Below are 25,460 nucleotides of genomic sequence, written 5' to 3'. Positions count from 1 at the left end.
GATCTTCCACAATAGTGAATGAATGTTTATTCATTCACTTCGAGTAAGACTTGACTTGCTTTGCATAGCTATTCACAATGAGCCAATTTTACGAATACAAGATGCCAAATTCATGCAAGCCAATAAAAACCAAGAAGAACTCGTCAAGACCTTTAAGGCTATCTTAAAAGAGGAACGCTTTGGCTCTCAGAGCGAAATCGTCAATGCGCTTCAAGCCGAAGGTTATAACAATATTAACCAATCAAAAGTATCGCGCATGCTAAGTAAGTTTGGTGCGGTGCGTACACGCAATGCTAAACAAGAGATGGTTTACTGCCTCCCTGCAGAGCTAGGTGTGCCTACGGCTGGCAGCCCATTGAAAAACCTCGTATTGGATGTCGACCATAATCAATCTATGATTGTGGTAAGAACCAGCCCAGGAGCTGCACAGTTAATCGCTAGACTGCTGGATTCTATAGGTAAACCAGAGGGAATATTGGGCACCATTGCTGGTGATGATACGATTTTCATCTGCCCGTCGAATATTCAAGAGGTCGGTAAAACGTTCAACACGATCAAGTCATTATTTAACTATACCGATTAAAGTGTTTTATAGCACACTAGGTCAAGGAATCGATAGTCTCTATTGTAGCGGTTAAATGACAAATTCTGGATCAAGACTAATTACGATTTACTAAAAATAGGCGCCAATGGCGTCTTTTTTATGCCAAAAAAATGGCTCCAATTTAGCCATTAATGCTCAATCAAAGCCTGTGTCACTGAAAATCATATAAAAATGCCGATAAGAGAAACTTATCGGCATTTAATTAGCATGCAAGATCTTATCGCTTTTGACGCTTAACCAGCCTGCCAAAAAGGCTTGGTTAAGCCCATTCAGGCGAATTTTATTGCAGCCCGCTTTTGATGGCTACTGATTTTACGCCAGTGTAATGACCACGCGGAAAAAAAAGAGTCCAAAGACTTGGCCGACTGTGATTAATCAATGGCGCAACGACAATAGGTTGCCGCTATTCACTCGTCGCTTTCGGCAGCTGCATTTTGCATAAAATCTAGCGAAGGAGCAAAAAACGCCGATCCCGTCAGCGCTTGAGTAAAGTGCATTAAGTGATCATGATTACCAGCTCCATCACCGTGGATCATGCTGTGGAGCATCTTTTCAAAATGCTCTGAATTACGGCACAATGAGATAAACATCAACCCCTGCTCTTTCATTGAGCCATAAGGCATACTCTGCCGTAAGATCTCCATCGAACGTCCTTGGCTATCTTTTAGGTTAACCCGCTTAATGTGGCTGGTAAGAGGCTTATCCTGCGAGGCATACTCGATATTATCGATTTTAGTCCTACCTATGATATCTTCTTGTTTTTTCTGAGGAAGTCGATTCCATTTGCTCAAATTGTGCGCGTATTTTTGTACATGAACATAACTACCGGAACGGAAGATTGCATCTTCATCGCCAACTAAGGCGACCTCTTGGCGATGACGTCCTTTAGGATTTTCAGTACCGTCGACAAAACCGGTGAGATCGCGCGCATCCATAAACTGAAAACCGCGCTCTTCATCAACCAGCTCGACTAAACCTTCAAACATTTGGCACACTTCATTAGCAACCAAGTGCAAGATGTCATAACGATCGCATCTCAGATGAATAAAGAGATCATACTCATGTGCAGGAGCATCTCGATTATCGGCATTCATCGCCGGAAACGGTTTCAATTGAGCTGGACGAGACAGGGGATACAAGCTGTCCCAGTAATTAGCACCAATCGCGACAAAACCATTAAAGGCACTATCGGCATATTGATCCGATAATTCATAAATGTACTGCGCAACATTGGCTACACAAGGGCGTAATTGTGATTCCACACCGTCTTCGGCATTAAACATCAAATATACACTATGCAAATTTCCTTCGGCACACACACCTAACTGTTCACGTGGCATAACCTGACTATCCATATAGACCCTACCTTTGTCAGTTTCAATTTCGGCTATATTGTCCGAAACTTTAGCGATAAATAGTACTACACAAGCCACAAACCGTTAAAAAGAAACCGTATTAATGGTTAGATTAACGTTTATTAATCATAACAACCACCGCGAGTTACAAATATGTTACTCAGCAGGCGATAATAAGACCAACGAATGAGGGATCACTGCTAGGTGAACTCGCTCACCCAAGGCTAAATCGTTTTTAGCACTGCGAACATCATAACCTTGTGTACCGACCAAGACTCGATAATAACAATTACTGCCTAAAAAACGGCGCTCGACAATCAATCCATCACCCTGACCGTTGGCATGAATGTCGATCTGCTCTGGCCTCAGCAAAAGTTCCCCCTTGTGCCCCACATCAAACAGCATAGGTGCTGTGCTAACAATCATACCCAGCGGAGTAGACACAGTAAAACCATCTACCACTTGAGCGGCAAGATAATTTCCTTCACCTAAAAACTCAGCAACGTATTTATCGGCAGGTGCACTGTAAAGGGCTTCAGCACAGCCATATTGCACTATCGCTCCTTGATTAAATAGCGCCAGTTTATCTGCAAATACAAAGGCTTCATCCTTGCTATGGGTCACAAAAATTGCACTAACATCGCGTTGTTTTAAAATGCTGCGGATCTCCAGCATCATTTCATTGCGCACTTTGGCATCGATATTTGAAAAGGGTTCATCAAGCAGTAATAACTCAGGCTCATACGCCAGAGCGCGGGCAATCGATACTCTCTGCTGCTGGCCGCCCGATAACTCATGTGGATAACGTTTCTCTAAGCCATCAAGTTTCACCAAAGCTAACATTTCAGTTAATCTGGCTTGCCGTTCGGCACTAGTTAAGCCTTTGACTCCAAATAAAATATTGTCCGCCACCGTTAAATGGGGAAACAATGCATAGTCTTGGAAAATCATTCCCACTTCTCTTTGCTCACTCGGCACAAAGTGCTCATCTCCCGACAACAACCGCTTATTGATGCTAATGCGGCCAGCAGAGATAGGTTGCAACCCCGCAATTGCCCTGAGCAGAGTCGTCTTACCACAGCCACTAGGCCCTAATAGCGCCGCAATCTCTCCACGCTGAATATTAAGACTAAGGCCATTTAAAATTACCAGGCCTTGGTAATTACTGTGAACATCTTCAATTTTGAGTGTCGACATTTAAGTATTATGCTCCAATGAACGGTTTAAATAGATCAGCGGAATGAACCCCACAAGTACGATCACAATGGCCGCCAGAGCGCCATGCTCTAACTGTTCATCTGAAACGAACTGAAACACATAAGTGGCAAGATTTTCAAACCCTACAGGCCTGAGTAGTAACGCCGCAGGTAGCTCTTTCATGCACTCAATAAACACCAACAATACGCCGGCAAAAATGCCTTTTCTCAGCAAGGGCAAGTGAACCTTACGCAACAAAGCATTGGGTCTTAAGCCCATGGTGATCGAAGCCATATCCAGCGTTGGACTAATACGCTTGTAACTGCTTTCCACACTACCGATTGCAATGGCCACAAATCGAATAGAAAAAGCAAAAATTAAAGCAAATATGCTGCCACTTAACACTAAGCCAGGTCCTTGCCTGTCGAAGTAGGCATAAATATCATTAATGGTAAAATCCATATATGTGAGCGGCACTAAAATCCCGATCGCCAGCACTGTGCCGGGCAGCGCATATCCTGTAGACGCTAAACGTGACGGTAATAGGTCGCTGCGACGTGGGCTACAACGCCTAACAAACATCAACACGATAGCAATCACGGCTGTGAGTAACGCCACCAGCAACGCGATATAGAGACTATTAATACTGTATTGTAGAAACTCGTGGTTCCAACTGACCTCGAAATATTGCCAGGCATAACTGACAAGTACCCCAAAGGGTAAGAGAAATGCCAGCAGTAATAAGCCAGCACAGTAAAACGTTGCTAACCACGCCTTAGGTGCTGATAACGGATAGCGATCACGCTCATTAAGCTCGGCCTGTTTCTGAAACAGCTTCTGCTTACGGCGCGCAAAACGCTCACTGCCAATCATACAAAAAATCACCAACAACATAATCGCCGACAACTTAGCGGCAGCAGATAAACTGCCATAACCTAGCCAAGTGTCATATACCGCTGTAGTCAGTGTCGGCACCGAAAAGTAACTGACGGTAGCAAAGTCAGCTGCCGTTTCCATCGCGACCAGTGAAGCGCCGACGGCTAATGCGGGCCTAGCCATGGGCAAACTTAAGCGCCAAAAGCTTTGCCATGGGGAGCATCCCATCACACGAGCCGCATGTTGTAAGCTAGAGGATTGCTCCATAAATGCGGTGCGAGCCAACAAATAAATATAAGGAAACAACACTAAGGCTAACATGACAGCAGCGCCCATCAAGGTACGCACATCAGGGAAATAATAGTCTTGGGGCGATTGCCAACCAAACACAGCACGTATCCCCCGCTGAATCGGGCCAGCATAATCGAGCAAGTCGGTATATACATAAGCCACGACATAAGCAGGCATGGCTAAGGGTAACAACAAGGCCCACTGGAAGAGTTGGCGGCCAGGAAAGTCACAGCGGGCAATACACCAAGCCGCAGGCAGTGCCAATACCACTGCACCAATACAGACACACAGCATCAAGGCCAGCGTATTGAAAATATATGTGGGTAATACGGTGTCGAGTAGATGAGCAAATATAGCCTCACCGGGCACAGCAGCCTGCACAATAATGGCTAACAATGGCAGTGTTAAGATAACTGCTATCAAATAACTGATCAGTGACCAACGTCGAGCAAAACCTAAAATCATTCGTTATCTCATTTGCCTTGATCAGATAATTATCAAGGATTAACCTAAATCGAAGCTTAAATAAAAACGATTATAACTTACAAAAGTGTGCGCCCTGTGGCTAAAAAGCAAAATAGCCTTCTAATAAGAAGGCTATGTCGAGACCAATAGCGCGTAAAGCTGACTATTTTTTACAGATCAAACTTCACTTCATCTAATAATTTTACGGCTGCCTGATGATACTCTGCCAATTTAAAAATGGGTAACGCATCGGCTTTAAACTCTCCCCAAGAGGCCACCAACTCTGATGGTGCAACATCCACCTTGACCGGATACTCCATATTGATTTGCGCATAAGATTGCTGCGCAGCATCACCTGACAAATATTCCATTAATTTAATTGCGTTGTCTTTGTGGGGGGCATGCTTGGCCAACGCCATACCCGAGATATTAATATGCGCACCGCGATTGCTTTGATTAGGGAAGTTAATATTGACCGCCTCAGCCCAAGCCACTTGGTTAGGATCTTTCAGCATTTTTCCTAAGTAGTAACTGTTACCAATGGCGATATCACATAGCCCCTCTTTAACCGCTTGTACCTGAGCACGATCATTACCCTGCGGCTTACGGGCCAAATTGGCTTTAAAACCGTTTAACCATGTTTTGGTTTCGGCTTCACCATGGTGCGCTATCATAGAGGCAACTAAGGCAATATTGTAAGGATGCTTACCACTGCGAGTACAAATTTTGCCTTTATATTTAGGATCAGCAAGATCTTCATAAGTAATATCTAACGGCCCTAAGCGCTCTTTAGAAGAATAAATATTTCTTACTCGCTGGGTTAATGCAAACCATTCACCGCTGGGTGAACGCATTGATTGCGGGATATTAACCTCAAGTACTTCGCTCTGCACAGGGGTAACCAAATCTTTATCGGCCAATTCCATTAAGCGAGAAAAATCAGACGTCAGCACTAAGTCAACTGGAGATAAGCGCCCTTCTCTAGCAATACGTTCGGCAATACCATTTTTAGAAAAGACCACATTCACCTCAATACCCGTCTCCTTGGTAAAGTCAGTTAAAATAGGGTCAATCAAAAACGCTTGTCGATATGAGTAAATCGTTAACGTATCAGCAGCACTTGCCATTGATGTCATGCAAGCCAAACCTAGCGCAATAACGCCTTTAGTAAAGTTCATTTCAACTCTCCAGTTACAAACCGACAATGATAATGGTTATCAATTGCGACTAGGGTAATCAAAACCTCTCATAACGGCAAGTTGAATTATTAAAAAAATCATCTGTAGCGACAATTTTGCACTTAGCTAATAGCAGTGACTACACTAAACAAGTAAGCGTAAAACCAGACAAGCGATAACATCACAGAGAATATATATGCCAATCAAAATCATCGCGTTGCTCTTGGCGCTCATGCTACTGCTGTATCTGTTTAAACACAGACTGGGTATAGGGCGGAAAAAGATAACAAAAAAAGCACGCAGCAAAACCAAAATTAAGCCTATTAGTGAATACCCGCCTCTTGCTGAGCAGCAATATTCCTCAACGAATACAAAATTTCATAGTGTCGAAATTGTCAATGATGCAATGGATTGTACCAGCGCCCACTCACTGCAAGGTAAACGTTATCTTTCCGCACAAGCGCCTATGCTTCCGCTGAAAGGATGCAGTACAACACCGTGCCGTTGTCGTTATATTCATCATGCCGATAGACGCAAATTCGACGGGGAGCGGCGGTTACAATTTGGCGTCACTCATGAACTTTACGGAACCTTTGGTGAACAAAACCGAAGAAGCTTCAAGCATAACGGCCGCCGCCAATCCGACCAACCATAATATTGGCGTACAGTAGACCTACTTGCAACGAGTAAAGCAGCGTACTGAGTGGCACGATAAACCACAGTATTAATACTTAGAAAAAACACAACAAACCCAAATATAGTCAATTTAAAACAGATACTTAATATAATAATGGAGAGCTTGCGCAGTTAAGAAAGGACGATACCATTACAGCAACCGTCATTGCTCTTTAGGTCAATCAATCTTAATGCAAGTCGCCTTAAAGCGAGGATACGTTATCTACTGGTTCCACTTTATTCGACTAAATGATGGCCCTCAAGGCAGTTGCCATCAAAGCCTTGTTACCAGTATTTTTCAACCGTGATTTGACCAGGCGCTCGGCGTAAATTAGTGGCTAAACCACGCTCTTTAAGCTGTTGAGTCAGGCTTTTAATCATCTCAGGGTGACCACAAATCATCACTTGAGCATCTTTTGGGGTTAATTTAAGTCCAACTTGCGCCTCAATAACGCCTGCAGCCACTGCATCGGGTATACGGCTATCTATGGTGCCAACGCCTTTTTCACGAGTTACAGAGGTGACAAGTTCAAACTGTTGCGGATAGGTTAACTTAAGCTGCTGTAACTCTGGGTAATAAGCTAAGTCGTTCGCCTGCCTAACCCCATAAACCAAAATCACCTTATTAAAACGTAACCAAGGTTGATTGGTTCGCATCATAGAAATAAAAGGTCCTACAGCCGTACCTGTAGCAAACAGCCATAAATGTTGGCCTTGAGCGGGCAGTTCATCTAATGTCATAAAGCCTGTCGCTTTAGTGGAAATATCGATGCTGTCGCCAACATTTAACGTCTGTAATTGCGGAGATAACTTGCCCTCTTCTACGCTTACCGCCAATATTTCTAGATACTGACTCGAAGGGGCATTAACCAATGAATAAGCTCGAGCCACTCTTTTATCATTGATAACTTGTGAGAGCTTAATAAACTGCCCAGCAATAAAATCACCAATATCAGCAGACAGCTTCAACGTAAATAATCGTTCGTTCCAATCTATACGCTCTACCACGTGTGCCTGTTGCCACATTAGCATCCCCTTTGAGAGTTAAATCAAGGTCGATAAACACCATCATTGAGGTTATTGAGAGTAGAGTCAAGGTAACATCCTATGCCGCGTAACTCGTTTGCCCCTTAATAAGCCACGACAGGATTAAATTGCAACCCCTTATATAGACTCAACTTCTGGGTTAAAACTATCACGAAATGCTTGTAATCCTTGCTGCACCAAAGAGTAGGTTTGCTCCACACCATCGGCAATATCCCCTTCAAGGACTTTTAAACCAGATAGAATATCTTTAGCTTCATCAAACCCCTGATCAATCGCGCCGCCAATAATCTCCATAAATGAGCTAAGCTGTTCGTCAAAGGTCATATTACTGTTTTGCTCTTGATGTACGCTAAAAAACTGCGTAGCAAAGCTAACAATGCGCTCAGCTGTCGCTTCAGCTGAGGTATCAACGCCCTGCTCGACTGCCGTTTCAATCGCATGTTGCCCCATGCTGGGGGCTAGATGCTCATTTATTGAGGCTATTGCCGCCTTATAGAGTAACCGCATAGGTTCATTAGCCGAACTGAGATTCACTGCTTGTTGCGCCGACAAAATGGCAGTATTCATTAGCTGTTTGCTGGTTGCCTGGGCGGTGTTAGTGTTAGCCACATCCGCCACCTGCTGGCCGTGATTCGTATTGGTTTCTGATTTATTACGTGCCGTTTCTGACACGGCGGTGCCATGATTATTAATCTGCATAACTGCCTCTCTAAGCGATAATGACTCTTTGGTCTAACGTCTACTATCGACCATTTTTCGAACAACTTTAGCTTTTATCCCTAGCTCTATCCACCTTTACTATATGACACCTAAAAGTGTATCAAGGTGATACATTTTAAGTAAAAAGTGCTAATTAGATCGAGTTTTATCCTCAATTAGATTACTATGTCGCGACTATATTGTGACATAGCGCTACTATGGCAAAACAACTCTTGTGCAGTATATTCATCATAACCTGGTGTTTCTGCCCATAGCTGGGCCGCAGCAATAGTCAAAATATTAAAACCGTTATCATCAGACTCGTCGAAACAACGATTGTGTACGATTCTGGTTTAAACCAAAGTGGAAAACAGCAAGTCAAAAAAAAGCGTTTTAGAGAGTTATTAATCTACAGTTGTTTGCATGACTCTCGATAGCACTAGCTTTATACGCTACACTTGACTACATTAGCGATGTATGGAATAGCGGCACAGCTAGCATAAAGTCAATACAAGGAGAACATCTGGTGAGTGATTCGTTTTTTGGAGCGGGTGGGAAAAGTAAACCTCTCTCGGTCAGCTGTCAAAACTGTGATCGGTTAACCATCATCGAAGGTGAGACTATCTGTTTCAAGGGGGGAGAGATCATACGACTTACGCCCTACAATGCGGGGAATACAAAACTCAGTCTACTTTGTGATGGTTGGAGACCTATTAATACCTCAAAAACAGCCTAATCCTTGTCTCTTTAGCGACAATCATTAATTGTAACAATAAACCACCACTATGGTATGCCGCCACTACCGCAGTGCTTCCTTGATTATGGTTACCCTACAAGCCACCATATGTCTTTACTTAGGCTCATCTCTGTGGTTGACCAGCCGCATTGGTTTTCTTGGTTTCTTGTAAAAATCTGACAGTGGAGCAATTAAGCCCACCACTTGCAGAGATATCAACCGAAATAGTAAGTCCAGCTTATCGCAACCGAATGAGATAAGCTGACCTATTAATTAACTCACCAATAATCTCAATCGACTAGTAATTAATACTGGTGCTGTACCGTCCATAATTTATGGTACAAGCCCTTGGCTTTTAACAAGCTATGATGATCACCTCGCTCCACTATCTTGCCTTGGCTAAGCACTATAATTTGATCAGCATCTACCACGGTCGATAGACGATGGGCGATCACCAAACTGCTGTGGCCTTTTTCCATCTCTTTTAGTGCAGTCAAAATAGCTTGCTCCGAATGACTGTCCAGCGATGATGTGGCTTCATCAAATACTAATAAGGGCGATCCTTTTAAAATGGCTCGAGCAATAGCGACTCGCTGCTTTTCACCGCCTGAGAGTTTTAGGCCGCGCTCACCCACTTTGGTATGCCAGCCGTCACTAAGCTGCGCAATGAATCCGGCTAAGTGAGCCATCCTAATCGCCCCCTGCACCTGTTCATCAGTGGCATTGGGTGAGCCATAACGAATATTTTCCAGTAGTGAATCATTAAATAGCACAGTATCTTGCGGCACTATGGCTATTGCTTGTCGCAGAGCATGTTGACTCAGTTGTGTAATATCCTCATCGTCAATATAAATGTGCCCAGACTGTGCCTCATAAAAACGAAATAGCAGTTTAACTATGGTAGATTTGCCCGCGCCACTGTCGCCTACAATAGCCACTTTTTTACCTGCGGGTAATTCGAAACTCACATCATCAAGGATCTTGCGGCCATCATAACTAAAACTGATATGTTCAAAACGTAGACTACCTTGTGTCAGTGAAGGACTGGTGGCACTGGGCTTATCTTCAATCATGGGGACTCGGTCTAATAAAGAGAACATGCGCTCAATATTGGCTAGGGCGCCGCGGATCTCCCGATAGACAAAACCTAAGAAGTTCAACGGCATAAACAGCTGCATCATAAAGGCGTTAATCAACACAAAATCACCTATAGTCATTATCGCTGCGCTAACCTGCTGCGCAGCTAACGCTAGCATCAAGGTCATCGCGAGCGAAATAATCAATGCTTGCCCAGCATTAAGGGCAAACAATGATAAGCGATTACTGCGCTTTGCTCGCTCCCAGCGTTGTAATGCTTGATCGTACTTTTGCGCCTCATATTCTTCATTATTGAAATACTTAACGGTTTCATAATTCAATAAACTGTCGATAGCGCGGGTATTCGATTGTGAATCGGCCAAGGCAGCTTCACGAACGAAACCGGTGCGCCACTCGGTCGCTATCACTGAAAATAGAATATAAGCCACCACAGCGCCTAAGGTGATCAGCGCAAACAGCCAGCCGTAGTTATAAAACAAAATTCCCACCACCAAGGCGATTTCTAACATGGTGGGGACAATATTAAACACCATAAAACGCATCAAGAAGCTGACGCCGCTGGTACCACGTTCAATATCACGAGACAGACCGCCGGTGCGGCGCTCTAAATGAAAGGCTAGATCCAGCCGATGTAGATGTTGAAATACCGATAAGCCAAGACGCCGAATCGCTCGCTCTGTCACTCGACCAAATAAGGTATCGCGCACCTCAGAAATGACGGTATTTAACAGCCGCATTCCGCCATAGGCGACGACTAAGGCTATGGGCACGCTAATAATTTGCTCTGTCGATGCTTTATCTAAAGTATCGACAATCTCTTTGAGCACAAAGGGTAAACCAACACTGGCCAATTTAGCGATAACCAAGCATAGCAAAGCCAGTATCACCCGCCCTTTAAACTCCAACAAATAGGGCCAAAGCAGCTTCAACACATGCCAATTTAATTTATCTATAGGTCCATCAAAATAGAGCGTGGGGCGCATAGCGGCTCCGTATTATAATAAAAAACATCAATGGCCAATGGGTAAAACAGATTGGCTTAAGGTTGTAAATCTCGTTTAGCGTTTGCTATTGCCCACGGTTAGAACGTACTCACCACCTATAGATAAGATAAGATCACTTAACATACCCAACGAGAAATGACCCACAAGGAATTCTCCTGCCTGCATATCAAACAATCGCTAAACCAATCGGTCGATGGACTTTAGTGTTACTTTTGTGGTAAATAACGATTAAAAAGTATTAGAATTAGGTTAACGTTTTGCCGAGTGATGTGTCATTAATAGCCAATAGACACATAACCTCAAGGGGTTATCAGATCTTGCAATTTTTGATAATCTTGGCATCACGTAAAAGTCGCTCAATCGTATTGTATAGAGCATCGGGAATAACCCGCAAAATGTTAAGGAAGCCGATATGCCACAATCATCTGACGCGCAATACCCACCATTACCGTTAATACAAACTTGGGTATGGATGATGACAGAGTCGAATAACCCCGAAATTCAACAAAAAGGTCAGAGTAATTTAATCTCCTCTTTTGGCAGCTTAGCCAAGGCTAACGAATACCTGATTGCTCAACAACATCGTTAATCGCATTTACATTAGTGCAAGAGGAAGCCATTGGCTCCCTCTTCGCATTACTTAAACTGTTTCGCGACGACGTATAATACTTTGGTTCAGCAAGCCCAGTAATGTTTCCGTGTCTTGCCAGCCCAAACACGCATCGGTAATGCTTTGCCCGTAACGTAAAGCTTGCCCCTCCACGTGATCTTGCCGCCCTTCGACGAGGTGACTCTCGACCATCACGCCAAAAATGGCTCGCTCACCCGCACTTATCTGTCCTGCAATATCTTCAGCCACCAGTAACTGACGTTTAAACTGTTTGCTGCTATTAGCATGGCTAAAGTCCACCATGATATTGGCAGGCAACTTCGCCTTAAGCAGTTGCTCTTTAATCGCTTTAACGTGCTCTGCACTGTAATTGGGCTCTTTGCCGCCACGCAGAATGATATGACAATCTGGATTACCTTTAGTCGACACAATGGCAGAATGGCCATATTTAGTCACCGACAAGAAGTGGTGTGGGGCACTGGCGGCGCCAATAGCATCGATCGCCACTTTAATGGTGCCATCGGTTCCATTTTTAAATCCCACAGGGCAAGATAAGCCCGACGCTAATTCACGGTGAACCTGAGACTCAGTCGTGCGGGCACCTATTGCCCCCCAGCACATCAGATCGGCAACATATTGCGGTGTGATCATATCTAAAAATTCACCCGCAGTCGGCACTCCCATATCGTTTAAATCCAGTAACAACTTACGCGCAGTGCGCAAACCATCATTTAATTTAAAGCTATTATCCATATCAGGGTCATTGATTAGCCCTTTCCAACCCACAGTGGTGCGTGGCTTTTCAAAGTAGACCCGCATGACAATCTCAAGTTGATCTTTATATTGCTCCCGCACCTTCACCAACCCTTGTGCGTATTCTAGCGCCGCTACAGGATCGTGAATAGAACACGGACCGACCACCACCAAGAGGCGATCATCTTGCTGCTTTAATATCTGATGAATACTCTCACGTGCATTAAAAACGGTAGCAGATGCATTTTCAGTAGCCGGAAATCGCTCAAGAATCGCGACTGGAGGTAATAACTCTTTGATTTTATTTATACGAACGTCGTCATTTTGATAATACATGGTATATATTTACACTCCGGCTAACGATTAAAAACAGGTCTCTCTTTTGCGCTACTTGTTTAAATCTATCCAGTATTATCGAGTATTGCAACTAAACAGAGCTGTAATACAATTAAAGATGATAAATAACATTTTTATCAGTAAGTTGGTAAAAGTGAATTTAAAATTTCATCGACCCTAATAAGGCCTTTACGCCACCAAAAGCTCCAGTAAGATTTTATATGACAGCAAAAATTAGCTTCAAGTAACTGCAAACCTCACTTCATCTAGAATTTTAATTATCTAGGGCCTGTTGATCTTTCAAGGTTGTTTTTGCAGCGAGTTACTGGGTATTTATACAAGGCAGAAGCTTTGTAGTGTAGTTATTCTACATAAAAAGCTGAGAACGCAGTAAAAACACCCAACAAACGCCGCCCGAAGGGTTCGGCTAAAAACGTTTTACTCTTTGTTAAGTGAATTTTGCTTAGATGACTAGGTTGCAATCCACTCGCCTCGATTAAAACGTTTTTGTCTCGAACAAAATTCAACCAGCAAAGATCAACAGGCCCTAGAGTTTTCATTAATCCAATAGGCTGCTTACTCGCTAAACAGAAGTCACGCAGCAACGCGCCATGCTAACGCCTAGAGCCCATGGCTTAATTGAAACTAGCGGCAAACAGACTTTCCAATTCAGGTTAACAAAGAGCATAGTTAATAAACGCAGACTCTTATTCATGCCAATTAACTCACGATGACGTGATGAAACTATCACAAACAGGCGGTTACTTGGATTAGTTACGAACCAAGTCAATAAGATGCGCCGCAGCGCAAACACTGTGCACTAACATAAACCCTATAAATCCATGGGCACTACTCTGATGATAACTGCGCCAATTTAACGCTTCACTGCTGCCTTGCGTCACAAACCACATCACCCCAGTAAACGAAACTAACAACAGCAATATCAGGCCAATCCCCTCAATGACACTAAAGAGGCCTCGCCCTCCTGCCGCAGGAATGTTGCCGCGCTTTAGGCCGCAAATATCACGACTCAGTTGAGTAAAATCCCCCATAAGCCAAGGAAAAAACTGACGCCACTTACCCTTAGCAACATTAGCCAGCAACATCGGTACAGACAAACCAGCAACAACCATGCCCAAATAAACATGCAAATAGTCCCACACTGAAGCGTTCGGCCTGATGCTACGCCCCATAACAATCCAACTGCTGGTGAGGATTAAAAATAGCGATAACAAAATCAACAGCAGATGTTGGTACTCTATGATTTTATTGATCAGTTTACGGAGCATATCAGTCATCTCCTAGCCTTAAGCCACGCTTACAATTGATGTAATTGACTCGCATATTCGCTCACCTTATCCCAATCGGTATATTCCACTCGAGTGTCTGGCGCCGTCGGCCCTTTAGTGATCCACATGATGAAGCGAATAATATTTCTGTCGAGAGCGTTGTAGCCTTGATAATCTAGATTCCCCCCAAATACTGCCAGTAACTTAGGTTTCCAAGACGTTTTAGCTAAAAAAGCCTGCATATAAGGGTTGGTTTCTGGGGTATTTTTAGCCGGTTTTCTGGCCACTAGACTGACCGAAAAAAAACTGCTGACCTTGTCATTTAAGGCCTGCATATTTTGGCTGATGAAGTGATAGACTGCAGGATGATGTTTACCGTGACGAATACTGGCACCCAATACCACTTTATCAAAAGCTTCAAGTGCTGGTACAGCATCAATACTGGTACAGGTAACCTGATCGCCAAAAGATTCAAGATGTTGCTTGAGATGCTCAGTGACCTTACGTGTTTGTCCATGCACGCTAGAATAGATAATTAATATTTTACTCACTGATACCTCTAACTTTATTAATATCAACCAATAAAATCATCATAAGCGATTTGTGGCAATATTTTATTGAAACAGATCACGAGGGTTAGCAGCAAAACATCGGCTAAGTTTACCTGCATCACAAATACAACCATTACTCCTTAAGGGTAACGGCACTCATCCCAGAGCTCAATAACAAGCTCGCGCTCACACCTAGCCATGGATAATCCGCAGCTTAAGTCCTAAAACTCCAACCAAGAACAACTGACTTACATCAGCAATAAATAAGATGAAATTAAGCAAGGCAAGGCTAATAATAGTGCGATAAACTGCTTATAACTTCATCACACAATTACATATTTAACCATGACAGAAAAGGGTGCTAGTGCTTCACAACACAATCAGTTTGATGTTTCTGCTCGCAAAAAGGCCTTATCACTTGGCCGCTATTTAGGCTTGAGCGGTGAGGAAGGTTATCGCCCTTCCATGGCATCAATAACGGCGCGCGCCCAGCAACGGCAGACTCTGTTGGTCAACCAATACCAAAGTAATCTAGAAACTATCTATACCATTGCGCTCGCACAAACGCCGTCAGATGTGATTGGCGCTGACTTAGACCCCGACTGGATACATCAATTTTTTCAGTTAGCAGAGCAGATCCATAACCGTAACATGCAAACCTTATGGGGACGTATTTTAGCCAATGAGCTCACCAATCCCGGCCGCTTTAGCTTACGCAGCCTATCGACCCTCAAACAGCTGACGCACAAAGAGGCGCAGATCTTTGAAAAAGCCTTAGGCATGAGCGTGACCATTAATAATGAATCTAAGCTGAAGTTACTCATGGGGTATCGCCATTCTGGTGGGATTGGACAGCTGTTTCGCAAGTCAGATAATACCCATATTGCCCTGTCACAATTTGGCTTACCCTACTCTGCCATCTTAACCTTGGTGGATGCCGGATTACTGCATAAAAGCGAGTTTGAAACCGGAGTGCTCAACTCTAAAACCGCCATCAGCCTGACATTATCGGGTAAGTGTATGACACTCACCCCTAAACATGGAAACCTGCAATTTAACTACTATCGCTTAACTCCTACGGGGGATGAACTTGCCCAATTGGTGCGCCCTAAGCCAGATGAAGAGTATGTTAAAGCGCTAAACGCCTTGTTTAGTAAAGATTTTAAAATTGATTATTGACCCGTTTGCGCCACATTGCAATTTGCCGATTGAGGATTAAACCAATTAAGGTTTTGAGCTAATCCAACCACTTCACCAATAATCATCAGCGCTGGCATACGTAATTGTGGCGATGCAGCTAATTGATCCAGCTCATCCAAGGTCCCGATAAAGCTTCGCTGCTCATGGGTCGTCGCTTTAGATACGATCGCAACTGGTGTCGCTGGTGCCCGTCCAGCTTCAATAAGCCCTTGCTTTATCGTCTGCGCATTTAGAATGCCCATATAGATCACTAGGGTGTTTTGACTGTTGGCATAACTTTGCCAGTCGAGCGGGCGACTCGCCAATTTGCAATGCCCAGTAATAAAGGTCACGCCTTGAGCATGATCTCTGTGAGTCAATGGAATGCCTGCATAGGCAGATGTGCCGCTCGCCGCCGTTATGCCGGGGATCACTTCAAAGGCAACGCCGGCTTCAACCAAGGTTTCTAGCTCTTCACCACCGCGGCCAAAGATAAATGGATCTCCTCCTTTGAGGCGCACCACATTTTTGCGGGTGTATGCCTTAGTGACTAGCAGTTGATTGATCTCATCTTGAGCGGCGCTATGTTTTCCTGCACGTTTACCTACGGCAATTTTCTCGGCAGCTATCGGCACTAAGGCCATAATATCTTCACTCACCAAAGCATCATAAAGCACCACATCGGCTTGTTTTAAGATGCGAAAAGCCTTGAGCGTCAGTAGCTCAACATCTCCAGGGCCAGCACCAACCAGCCACACTTTGCCGCGCTCCTGCTGCCTAGGTAAAGTAATTAGTTCCATGTCCGCATCTCTGCCAATATATAGTCAGCTTAATATAGCGCCATTTTTATTACTTAAAAAATATATAATAATTAGATTCTATTCCATTTAGTTATTAGTGGCGCGTCAAAGAAGAGGCATAACCAAGGCGAATAAGCTGTTGAAATCGGCGCGGAGCAGATAAAAGATGCAGTATGGCGACTCAAATGTTAAAACAGATCTAGCTTTTACTGTTATAGCTACATTAACTCATATGCTAAAAGGAACGCTTGGATGAAAATAGCTCAGTATCGTTATTGGATGCCTCTGCTTGGACTACTTACGTTGGCTATGCCAGCCTTTGGCGCTGAGCAGGTAGAAACATCCTCAACGAAAAAAAGCGAATCGTTAGTCGATGAAAGGATAAAAGTGGAGTTGGCCACCGCAGACTTTCCCTTTGTTATCACCCCACACAAAGTCAACTACATCTTACCTTTTACCTATAACACCAGCCCTAACATCGACCCTTTCAGAGAAGAGATAGAAAACACTGAAGCCGACATAGATAAAATGGAAGCTAAATTTCAAATTAGCTTCAAGTTTCCGTTGATGTATAACGTATTTGGCGACAATGGTCACTTGTACTTTGCCTACACCAATCAATCCTATTGGCAGGTCTACAATAAAGAGATCTCATCCCCGTTTCGCGAAACTAATCATGAACCGGAAATATTCATGCTATTCAATAACGATTGGCAAATTGGCCCGCTAACTAACTCACTATGGGGTATCGGCGCGGTGCATCAATCCAATGGTCAAACAGGTGATCTCTCCCGAAGTTGGAACCGTATTTATGGCACCATGGTATTCGATAGTGGCCCTTTTGCATTGAGCGCCAAGGTGTGGTGGCGTATTCCAGAAGATGCCAAAGAGACGCCGACGTCGGCAAGGGGAGATGACAACCCTGATATTACTGATTACATGGGTAATTTTGAATTACAAGCAGTATATGGCCTAGATAAACATCGATTCACCATGCTGCTACGAAACAACTTAGATAAACCTAATTATGGTGCGGTAGAGCTCACCTGGAGTTACCCCATCATAGGCAACTTAAGGTTTTATGCGCAGTATTTTAATGGCTATGGCGAGAGTCTGTTAGACTACAACTCACACACCAATAGAATTGGGATAGGTTTTTCCATAAACGACATCTTATAAACGTCAAAGCATTGGCTCAGCACGAGAGGACAAACAAGCAGCATGATGAAATTCGGTCATCAATCCATCATCAATGGCTTTGGATTAATCATGCTAATCAGCTGTTTGCAGCTAACGGCGATCGCGCTGCGCAGCGAGCCGCCTAAGGCCCTATTAACGAGCCAAGAGATCCGCGACGACTTGCAATTTCTACAGCAACAACTGGTAGAGCACTCCTCATTTGCCGCTATCGCACCGCAGCGACTAGCACTCATAAGCGAGCGAGCTCAACGGCTGGCCGAGCTAAGTGCATTACCCGTTAAGCGCACTGATTTTGCTATGCAGCTGCATAAGGTCTTAGCACCTTTAGATGATATCGCCAGTGACATATCGGATGTTGATAGCGCCGCTAAGCTGCCCATTCACCTTCAATACAATGAAAATGGTTGGCAAGTGCTTAATAACGACAGTACGCCAATCGATAACGAGCATCCCTTTATTACTCATATTGATGGCGTCCCCATAGCCCGATGGATCGATGCTTGGCAACTGTTTTTAGCACCATCACAGCAGTCACAACCCGATCAGCAAGCCAAACTACTACACCATATTTCGCTACTGAGAAAAGAGATAGGCATCATGCCTAGCGACCATGTGCGTATCACCTTAAGAGATCTGCAACAACATATCCGTCAGCTTAATGTCTCATTGCAATATGCCGCACAAACTGCGCTAGCGCCTTTGCCTAAATCGGAGAGCTATTTTGATGCTGTGCGCGGCCAATTTAGCCTACATGACTTAAGTAAGCTCCCCCAAAATAGTCAGTTACAAAAAGCGCTGAGTCAGTCGTTATTAACGCCGCTGACCATTATTGATTTGCGTAACGCCTATGGCCATGGCGATCAGCTGTTAACTTGGCTGGCACAACACTACCGCGACCAAAGCCTAGCGCCTAGTGTAAATGCCACTTCAGCACTTTACGCCATTGCCCGATATAGACGAGCGCCGAATCAGCGCAGCGACTATCTGTCGCCATTGCAATTTATTGCCTATGATAACCTCTCCCATGATGAACAACTGCAACTAACCCGAGCCAGTCAACAGATCCATACTCAGTTTGATGCTCGCTTTAGTCAATGGCATGCACGAAAATGGCCCCACAGTGAAGCTAAATTAGCAATCGGCCGAGCGATGTTTTCGCCCGCCACACTCACTAAGCCAAGTGTCACTGAGTCTACATTGTCCCCCTATCAAACATATTCACAGCCAATGCCTCAATATAAGCCCGCTTGGCCAACAGGATTAACATCTGCAACCAGTCAACTAGGGCAGCTTGTGTTACTCATTGGTCCCGACTGTCGCCAGCAATGCCAGTGGATAGCCCACTTTGCCCAGCAATGGTCAAGTACCCTCTTAATCGGTAAGCCGACTCGCGGTAGCTTCGATAGGTATTACCTCATCACATTGCCCAACAGCAATATTAAGGTGAGCATTAGCAGCAGTGTCATTTATGATATGTTCGGCCAAAGGTTATCAGGGCTAGCAACCTATCCTGATATTTTAACCAATATAGACGACTTTTTATGGCGTAATTCAATCATCTCGCTCATCCATTTACACGCCAGTAAAGACTCTTCAGAATGACCAGGAAGCCCTCTAGCAATCACTCAAAGTCCACATAAAAGGATCAATAACATGAAGACATTAATCAACCCCCTATCGAGCCGATGGGCCCACATTAAGAGGCTCACAAGCGTTCTGATCCTCGGCCTAACCTGCGTTAACTTTGCCCATGCAACCGATTTAAAAGTAGGCGATAAGGCGCCAGACTTTAGATTGCAAGCAACCGATGGCCATTTCTACCAACTACAAGATTACCTGGGCAAACAAACCTTAGTTCTGGCTTGGTACCCTATGGCTAATACTCATGGCTGTACGTTAGAGTGCAAATCACTGGTGCAAAAAGGCCACCTTATTCGGGAGTATAATGCCGTTTATATGATGGCGAGTGTCGATGATCTTGAAGATAACCAAAAGTTTGCCGAAGAACAAAAAGCCGACTTTCCTATGTTAAGCGACCCGACAAAAGCCACGGCTAAAGCTTTTGATGTGCTTAATTTAGTGCGAGTCGCCAGCCGAGTAACTTTTTATATCGGAAAAGATGGAACCATCTTAAAAATTGATGACGATATCAACCCTGCCACCGCAGCCGAAGATATCGCCGCCACCTTAGCTGAGCTAGGCGTAGAGAAACGCAGTTAAGCCTTAACTTAACCCTTCGAAGGCAAGGTCGTAGGCCTTGCCTAAATCAACTGTTTTAGGCTTATCTGCCTTCAACTCACCAGTTCGCTTATCGGTAGCTTTAAGCGTCGCTGGATGCACCAGGCTCAACGGCACATTAGCGATAGTCAATAACACTCCCTCAAGGATAAAAGTGCCTGCTCCACCGGCACCTTGCCCGGTTGTGGCGCGGCGATTAAGCACTAACTGCGCCACATTATGTTGCTGACAATAGCTCTCAAAAGCGGCGCAAAACAGCTTAATATCCTCTGTAGTGGGAGCCTTCGGAATAGTCAGTTTATTGATTTTACTTGCCAGCACCCTATGGCTTTCACGGGTACCCTCAACACTCACTAAACGGGCTTCATTCCCCTTTAAAAACACACCTGTTATCACCATAAGACCCACCTGCTGTAAAAACTAAAAAGCCCCACCACTGTGGCTCACCATAGTGGTGGGGCTCAAATCGATTAATGGCTTATTTGTCGCTTGCTGTCTGCATAAATGTGTTAATCGCTATGCCGTTAGCATTGACATCAAAATCCACCTTTATCTTCATATTGTAATCTTTAAGACCAGCTAACTCTTCAGGAATTGGCTCACCACTCATCTCCATCAGCGTCATCATAGGCGTAAACAGCTTGCTGTAATCGGCCGATAACGTCAGCAAACCATTGCTTGATAACGTCTCATTCACTAAGCCATCAGCAACTTGTTGGGCCTTATCACCACTGTAGACAGCCAAATGATTACCTTTAAGCGCCATATTAGCGGTAAAGCCATAATAAGCCGGTAATTGCAGGGCACTGCTTAAATCAACAGGGCTACCATCTTTAGGAAGTTGAATATTGGCTAATTCTGGTGCAAATGGCTTCACCATATTGAACAAGGTGGCGGGATCCTCTGCCGACAGCGTCACGATTGCATCCAAGGTTTTAATCTCTACATCCGCCGCCACTTCATTTAGCTCATAGTTAATAAGCGACACCGATACCCCTTTAACTCCATTAGCCATACCAGCAAACATACCTAACATCGCCGGACTTTGACCTTCCATCTCAGCTTGCATTTGGCGCAGCGGTTCACACTGATACGATGGCGTAAGCAGATCGTCCCACACTTTTGTTATTGCTGGTACAAACTGATCCACATCGATACCTAAACCAACAGAAAATACACTGCTTGAAATATCTTGCGTATAAGCAGGTAAAAAGCCACGTATCTGTTGAACAGCGCCCATGATCACCTGATTATTACTTTCAATAACCGTGCTGAGCCCCATGGTGGTCTGCTGCTTAGTTAACTCAAAATTTGTGTATCCCATTACGGTTCTGGGCCAGTTGTTGGCGATACCATTAAACTCATCGCGGCATACTTGTGAGCGCAATTCGATAAAGGGATCTTCATTAGCCATGGCAAAGAGACGAGTTAACTGCTTAGCCAATTGATTGCCGTCACGAGTGGTAATGCCCTTCACCAACTCCTGATGATTGATATAGCTCAAGCCATCCTTTAAAAACCCGTGTTTAGCGATAGTCTCTTCAATAATATGGGTGTCGCCAATGGGGTTTGTCACCGCCTTAATACCCAGAGCAGTTTCCAGTAAAGTCGGCTCATTAAAGCTGGTCGATAACGTCATGGTTAGCAGCCCATTATCGATAGCGACGACCAGATCAACCCGCTCTGTTTCATCTTTATCCATCAATGAATAGGCGCGGTAATTGACATTACCCAAGGAGCGCATTTCATGAACTAACCCACTTTCAGCCTCGAGACTATCTAACAACGCCCAAATCGCCTCAGGTTTAGCGACGTCAAGCTTAAGTACAGGGATCGCACCTAAGGTATAAAAATAGCTGGTGATATTTTGCGGTAAACCAAAGGTATCAATGAAGGTCTGCCCATCTTTAATACTCCCCATATAGCGATTAAATAATCCGAGGAAGAACTTAGCGCGCGGATCACCTTCTTCACGCATCAACTCGCGTAGCTCTTCAGGATATTGCTTTTGCGATGCTGGAATACTGTCTATGTAATCTTTGATAGGAAACGGACTAAACTGAGCGGAGAATAGAGGTGTGTCTGCTGGAATATAGGCCAACATCGCATTATTTGGCTGCTCCTTTTGCTGCGAAACCCAGTAAGCGCCTGCTCCGATAGCGATCACAGTTGCCGCCACTAATGCCTTTTTCATTAACTAACTCCCTTTAAATATCAATAATCTGCTAAGGCGTTGAAGTCGCTTTAGCCTACGCATAAAAAATTAATGGCACAAATAATACTATATGGATGAATAAAAAGGGAAATAACTATCTATAGGTAAATAGATAACGTAAACGATTTAGCTTAATCGAGTGGCATAATCACAGTAATAAACTGGGCTCAGGTAAAAACCGGTGGGGAAATAAGATAAGGAGATAGCTAGGCTTGGCGAGTTCAGACACCTGGATAGTCACGCCGGACTATCCAGGGCCACTACGATAATTAGTTAGCGCTAGCAAACCAATCAAGCTTTCGCTGGCGTCGATAATGCTGCCATGCCTGCTGTAACCTTCATAAAGGAAGTAAAAGTTACGCTATCCCAGCGGGATAAGATGCACACAAAAACCGAACAACATATCAAAACCATCTACGGGAACTTACAACTATAGAGCAAATAACCAGCCTGTGCATAACTATGTGCAAAAAAAGTGCGCAAAGCATAATATAGTATTAAGACTAACGTCTTATTAGCTTATCTATCATAACGATAGTGACAACGTTGCGATTAAAAAGCGCCACCAGCGCCTCCCCAACAAACCTTAAATCTCATAGTGCAGCCCACATTCACGCTTCAAGCCATTAAAACGCGTCTCCTCTTCTGTCATTCCCAATGTTAAGGGTTGGGTAGAATGAGTATCACCCACAGAGACATAACCTTGTTCCCACAACGGATGATAGGGTAATTGATGTGCAGTCAAATATTGATGTACATCTTTATTACTCCAATCGACTATGGGCAGTAATTTATAACGTTCGCCATGAATCGCTAAAATAGGCAAAACTTCGCGTGTGCTGGCTTGACTGCGTCTTAACCCTGCAAACCAAGTGCCAATATTAAGCTCTTGTAGGGCATTTTGCATCGGAAGTACTTTATTGATGCGATTATACTGCTCTAGACCATCGAGCCCCTGCTCCCACAATTTGCCAAATTTGGCCTCTTGCCAAGCGGCGCTCATTGGCGCTCGGTATACTTTCAGGTTCAATTGCAAGCTCTCGGTCAATTGGTCAATAAACTGATAAGTTTCAGGAAACAGGTAACCTGTATCGGTTAAGATCACCGTAATATCACTCTGAGCCTGACTGACCAGATGCAACATCACTGCCGCCTGAATGCCAAAACTGGATGACAAACCATGCTCACTAGGTAAATAAGCTAGTCCCCACAGGACACGTTCGGCCGCTGTCAGTGTCGCAAGATAGTCATTTATCTTTGCTAATTCACCTTGTTGCTCTACTTTAGGTGCACCAAGCAGCGCCTGTAACTGGTTTGGCGATATCATTAATTTATCCATGAAAATCCCGGGCGGCATCTAATACCGCTTTCACTATGCCGACACGCACAGTGAAATTACCAAAGGTTTCTTCCGTTTCACGCTCATTGACATAGCGAGCAAACAGGGCATCGAGTTCGGCTAAAATCTCCGCCTCTTGAATATTTTCTCGGTAAAGCTTATTCAAACGCGTACCTTCAAAGCTGGCACCAAGATAGAGGTTATAACGCCCAGGGGCTTTACCTACCAAGCCAATTTCAGCCGCAAAGGGACGAGCACAGCCATTAGGACACCCCGTCATACGAATAACAATACCTTGATCGAGAAAACCATGCTTTTCCTGCAGCGCCTCGACTTTGGTCAAGAAATCAGGAAAGTAACGCTCCGCTTCTGCCATCGCTAATGCACAAGTCGGCAGCGCTACGCAGGCAATGGAATGACCACGGGTTTCGCTGATCAATCTGCCCATCAAACCGTGACGGCGCGCAATCGCTTCAATCTGTGCTTTATCAACCTCGGCAACCCCCGCGATGATGATGTTCTGATTAGAGGTCATACGAAAATCCCCTTTGTGTACCAAGGCAATTTCACGCAGTCCAGTTTGCAACGGCTGATCCGGTAGATCTTTAATCCGACCGCCTTCGATAAATAGGGTCAAATGCCATTGGTCATCAACGCCTTTTATCCAACCATAACGATCGCCGCGATCGCCGATCACTACATCACGTTTAGGCTCAAACTTAATGCCAGCACGCTTTTCAACTTCAGCTTTAAAGGCATCAAATCCATGCTTTACGATGGTGTATTTAAGGCGTGACTGTTTACGATCGGAGCGATTGCCCCAGTCACGCTGCACTTTAAGTACCGCTTCGGCAAACTTAAGGCAATCTTCCGCTTTAATAAAGCCAAAATCATCACCCAGACGCGGGAAGGTGGCAACCTCGCCATGGGTTGATCCCATACCGCCGCCTGCCACCATATTAAAACCAATTAACTCACCCGCTTCAGCTACGGCGATAAAGCCAAGGTCGTTGGTGTAGACATCGACATCATTATCAGGCGGTACCGCTACCGCCATCTTAAATTTACGCGGTAGGTACGTTTTGCCATACACTGGCTCTACTTCATCGCCCTCACTGACGGCCACCTTATCATCACCTAACCAGATCTCGGCGTAAGCTTTAGTACGCGGCAAGTAGTTATCCGACAACTGCTTGGCCCAATAAAAGGCTTGCTGATGCAGCTTAGACTCCACCGGGTTGGGATTACACATCACATTACGGTTGACGTCACCACAGGCTGCGATTGAATCTAGCGCCTCTTTGTCGAGATCCTGGATCAACGTTTTCAGATTACGCTTTGGAATACCGTGATACTGAAACGTCTGACGTGTCGTAAGACGAATGCTATTTGAGCTGGTGAGGTTTGCGGCAATTTTATCGACTCCCAACCATTGCTTCGGCGTACACACCCCACCCGCCACTCGAGCACGCAACATAAAGCTATAAAGGGGTTCTAGCTTTTGCGCTTTACGCTCATTGCGTTGATCACGATCATCTTGCTGATAAAAACCATGAAACTTGATCAGCTGCTGGTCGCCTTCGCTGAACGAGCCAGTCAATGAGGTATCTAGCCCCTCTTCGATAGTGCCGCGCAAATAGTTACTGTCGGTCTTTAGGTGTTCATTTACTGATAATTTTTGTTCGTTCATGGCTAGTGCCTCATCCTTTTCGAACAGCAGCATGA

22 protein-coding genes are annotated in these 25,460 nt (G+C 44.5%); 7 read left to right on the top strand and 15 right to left on the bottom strand.

The window, feature by feature from the left end; all coding sequences use genetic code 11:
* The first annotated feature begins 112 nt into the window (after positions 1–112).
* Entirely contained in the window at positions 113–583 is a 471-nt protein-coding gene (gene argR / locus DN599_RS01885; protein WP_110455958.1) for a transcriptional regulator ArgR, read from the top strand.
* A gap of 428 nt (positions 584–1,011) precedes the next feature.
* Here argR and DN599_RS01880 read toward each other — a convergent pair whose 3' ends face one another.
* The 4 genes from DN599_RS01880 to DN599_RS01865 form a co-directional block, all read right to left on the bottom strand.
* Positions 1,012–1,959, bottom strand: a complete 948-nt coding sequence (locus DN599_RS01880) for a Dyp-type peroxidase (protein WP_110455957.1) — start codon at positions 1,957–1,959, stop codon at positions 1,012–1,014.
* Between the two features lie 156 nt (positions 1,960–2,115).
* Positions 2,116–3,156 carry an ABC transporter ATP-binding protein gene (locus DN599_RS01875; protein WP_110455956.1) on the bottom strand — a complete coding sequence of 347 codons (1,041 nt, stop codon included), beginning with the start codon at positions 3,154–3,156 and terminating at the stop codon, positions 2,116–2,118.
* A complete protein-coding gene (locus DN599_RS01870) occupies positions 3,157–4,788 on the bottom strand; it encodes an ABC transporter permease (RefSeq protein WP_110455955.1) in 1,632 nt (543 codons plus the stop codon). It abuts the gene before it with no gap.
* 170 nt (positions 4,789–4,958) lie between these two features.
* A complete protein-coding gene (locus DN599_RS01865; protein ID WP_110455954.1) occupies positions 4,959–5,966 on the bottom strand; it encodes a Fe(3+) ABC transporter substrate-binding protein in 1,008 nt (335 codons plus the stop codon).
* Between the two features lie 196 nt (positions 5,967–6,162).
* On the opposite strand from DN599_RS01865, the gene DN599_RS01860 reads away from it, so the two are divergent.
* Positions 6,163–6,621 (top strand): hypothetical protein, encoded by a 459-nt coding sequence (locus DN599_RS01860; RefSeq protein WP_110455953.1) that lies wholly within the window; start codon positions 6,163–6,165, stop codon positions 6,619–6,621.
* 305 nt (positions 6,622–6,926) lie between these two features.
* On the opposite strand, the gene DN599_RS01855 is transcribed toward DN599_RS01860, so the two are convergent.
* From DN599_RS01855 to DN599_RS01840, 3 genes are all read right to left on the bottom strand, one after another.
* Positions 6,927–7,667: a ferredoxin--NADP reductase gene (locus tag DN599_RS01855; protein ID WP_110455952.1), complete on the bottom strand. Its 741-nt coding sequence runs from the start codon at positions 7,665–7,667 to the stop codon at positions 6,927–6,929.
* Positions 7,668–7,805: 138 nt separating this feature from the next.
* The gene (locus tag DN599_RS01850; RefSeq protein WP_110455951.1) at positions 7,806–8,387 is read right to left on the bottom strand and encodes a DUF5610 domain-containing protein; all 582 of its coding nucleotides are present in this window, start codon (positions 8,385–8,387) and stop codon (positions 7,806–7,808) included.
* A gap of 1,041 nt (positions 8,388–9,428) precedes the next feature.
* Positions 9,429–11,204 carry an ABCB family ABC transporter ATP-binding protein/permease gene (locus DN599_RS01840; RefSeq protein WP_110455949.1) on the bottom strand — a complete coding sequence of 592 codons (1,776 nt, stop codon included), beginning with the start codon at positions 11,202–11,204 and terminating at the stop codon, positions 9,429–9,431.
* A gap of 433 nt (positions 11,205–11,637) precedes the next feature.
* Between DN599_RS01840 and DN599_RS18705 the strand changes: the two genes are divergently transcribed.
* Positions 11,638–11,814: a hypothetical protein gene (locus DN599_RS18705; RefSeq protein ID WP_110455948.1), complete on the top strand. Its 177-nt coding sequence runs from the start codon at positions 11,638–11,640 to the stop codon at positions 11,812–11,814.
* A gap of 51 nt (positions 11,815–11,865) precedes the next feature.
* Here the strand turns inward: DN599_RS18705 and aroG are convergent, their stop codons facing one another.
* The 3 genes from aroG to hemG form a co-directional block, all read right to left on the bottom strand.
* Positions 11,866–12,924: a 3-deoxy-7-phosphoheptulonate synthase AroG gene (aroG, locus tag DN599_RS01830; protein ID WP_110455947.1), complete on the bottom strand. Its 1,059-nt coding sequence runs from the start codon at positions 12,922–12,924 to the stop codon at positions 11,866–11,868.
* A gap of 770 nt (positions 12,925–13,694) precedes the next feature.
* Positions 13,695–14,222 (bottom strand): cytochrome b/b6 domain-containing protein, encoded by a 528-nt coding sequence (locus tag DN599_RS01820; RefSeq protein WP_110455946.1) that lies wholly within the window; start codon positions 14,220–14,222, stop codon positions 13,695–13,697.
* 20 nt (positions 14,223–14,242) lie between these two features.
* Positions 14,243–14,764, bottom strand: coding sequence for a menaquinone-dependent protoporphyrinogen IX dehydrogenase (gene hemG / locus DN599_RS01815; RefSeq protein ID WP_110455945.1), 522 nt, complete (start codon positions 14,762–14,764; stop codon positions 14,243–14,245).
* A gap of 345 nt (positions 14,765–15,109) precedes the next feature.
* Here hemG and DN599_RS01810 point away from each other — a divergent pair, with 345 nt between their 5' ends.
* Positions 15,110–15,943 carry a TIGR03899 family protein gene (locus DN599_RS01810; RefSeq protein WP_110455944.1) on the top strand — a complete coding sequence of 278 codons (834 nt, stop codon included), beginning with the start codon at positions 15,110–15,112 and terminating at the stop codon, positions 15,941–15,943.
* Here the strand turns inward: DN599_RS01810 and cobA are convergent.
* A complete protein-coding gene (gene cobA / locus DN599_RS01805; protein WP_110455943.1) occupies positions 15,937–16,743 on the bottom strand; it encodes a uroporphyrinogen-III C-methyltransferase in 807 nt (268 codons plus the stop codon). The two genes, DN599_RS01810 and cobA, sit on opposite strands and share 7 nt — an antisense overlap.
* A 309-nt stretch (positions 16,744–17,052) precedes the next feature.
* On the opposite strand from cobA, the gene DN599_RS01800 reads away from it, so the two are divergent.
* From DN599_RS01800 to DN599_RS01790, 3 genes are read left to right on the top strand one after another with little or no spacing between them, the layout of a single operon-like run.
* Complete coding sequence (locus DN599_RS01800; RefSeq protein ID WP_239473231.1) at positions 17,053–17,922, top strand: phospholipase A; 870 nt, start codon at positions 17,053–17,055, stop codon at positions 17,920–17,922.
* 42 nt (positions 17,923–17,964) lie between these two features.
* Complete coding sequence (locus DN599_RS01795; protein WP_162599134.1) at positions 17,965–19,545, top strand: hypothetical protein; 1,581 nt, start codon at positions 17,965–17,967, stop codon at positions 19,543–19,545.
* A gap of 51 nt (positions 19,546–19,596) precedes the next feature.
* Positions 19,597–20,163: a peroxiredoxin family protein gene (locus DN599_RS01790; RefSeq protein ID WP_110455940.1), complete on the top strand. Its 567-nt coding sequence runs from the start codon at positions 19,597–19,599 to the stop codon at positions 20,161–20,163.
* A gap of 3 nt (positions 20,164–20,166) precedes the next feature.
* Here the strand turns inward: DN599_RS01790 and DN599_RS01785 are convergent, their stop codons facing one another.
* The 4 genes from DN599_RS01785 to cysI form a co-directional block, all read right to left on the bottom strand.
* On the bottom strand, positions 20,167–20,580 hold the full coding sequence (locus DN599_RS01785) for a DUF3010 family protein (protein ID WP_110455939.1): 414 nt from the start codon (positions 20,578–20,580) through the stop codon (positions 20,167–20,169).
* Positions 20,581–20,659: 79 nt separating this feature from the next.
* The gene (locus tag DN599_RS01780; protein WP_110455938.1) at positions 20,660–22,375 is read right to left on the bottom strand and encodes a hypothetical protein; all 1,716 of its coding nucleotides are present in this window, start codon (positions 22,373–22,375) and stop codon (positions 20,660–20,662) included.
* A 607-nt stretch (positions 22,376–22,982) separates the two neighbouring features.
* Positions 22,983–23,735, bottom strand: a complete 753-nt coding sequence (locus DN599_RS01775) for a phosphoadenylyl-sulfate reductase (RefSeq protein WP_204165084.1) — start codon at positions 23,733–23,735, stop codon at positions 22,983–22,985.
* Positions 23,728–25,425 (bottom strand): assimilatory sulfite reductase (NADPH) hemoprotein subunit, encoded by a 1,698-nt coding sequence (gene cysI, locus DN599_RS01770; protein ID WP_110456757.1) that lies wholly within the window; start codon positions 25,423–25,425, stop codon positions 23,728–23,730. Before cysI ends, DN599_RS01775 begins: the two co-directional genes overlap by 8 nt.
* Positions 25,426–25,460 lie beyond the last annotated feature (35 nt).

Source organism: Shewanella algidipiscicola (genome assembly GCF_900380485.1).
Taxonomy (GTDB): Bacteria; Pseudomonadota; Gammaproteobacteria; order Enterobacterales; family Shewanellaceae; genus Shewanella; species Shewanella algidipiscicola.
Note: the sequence above shows the minus strand (reverse complement) of the source record. Positions and strands in the feature narration are given on the sequence as shown.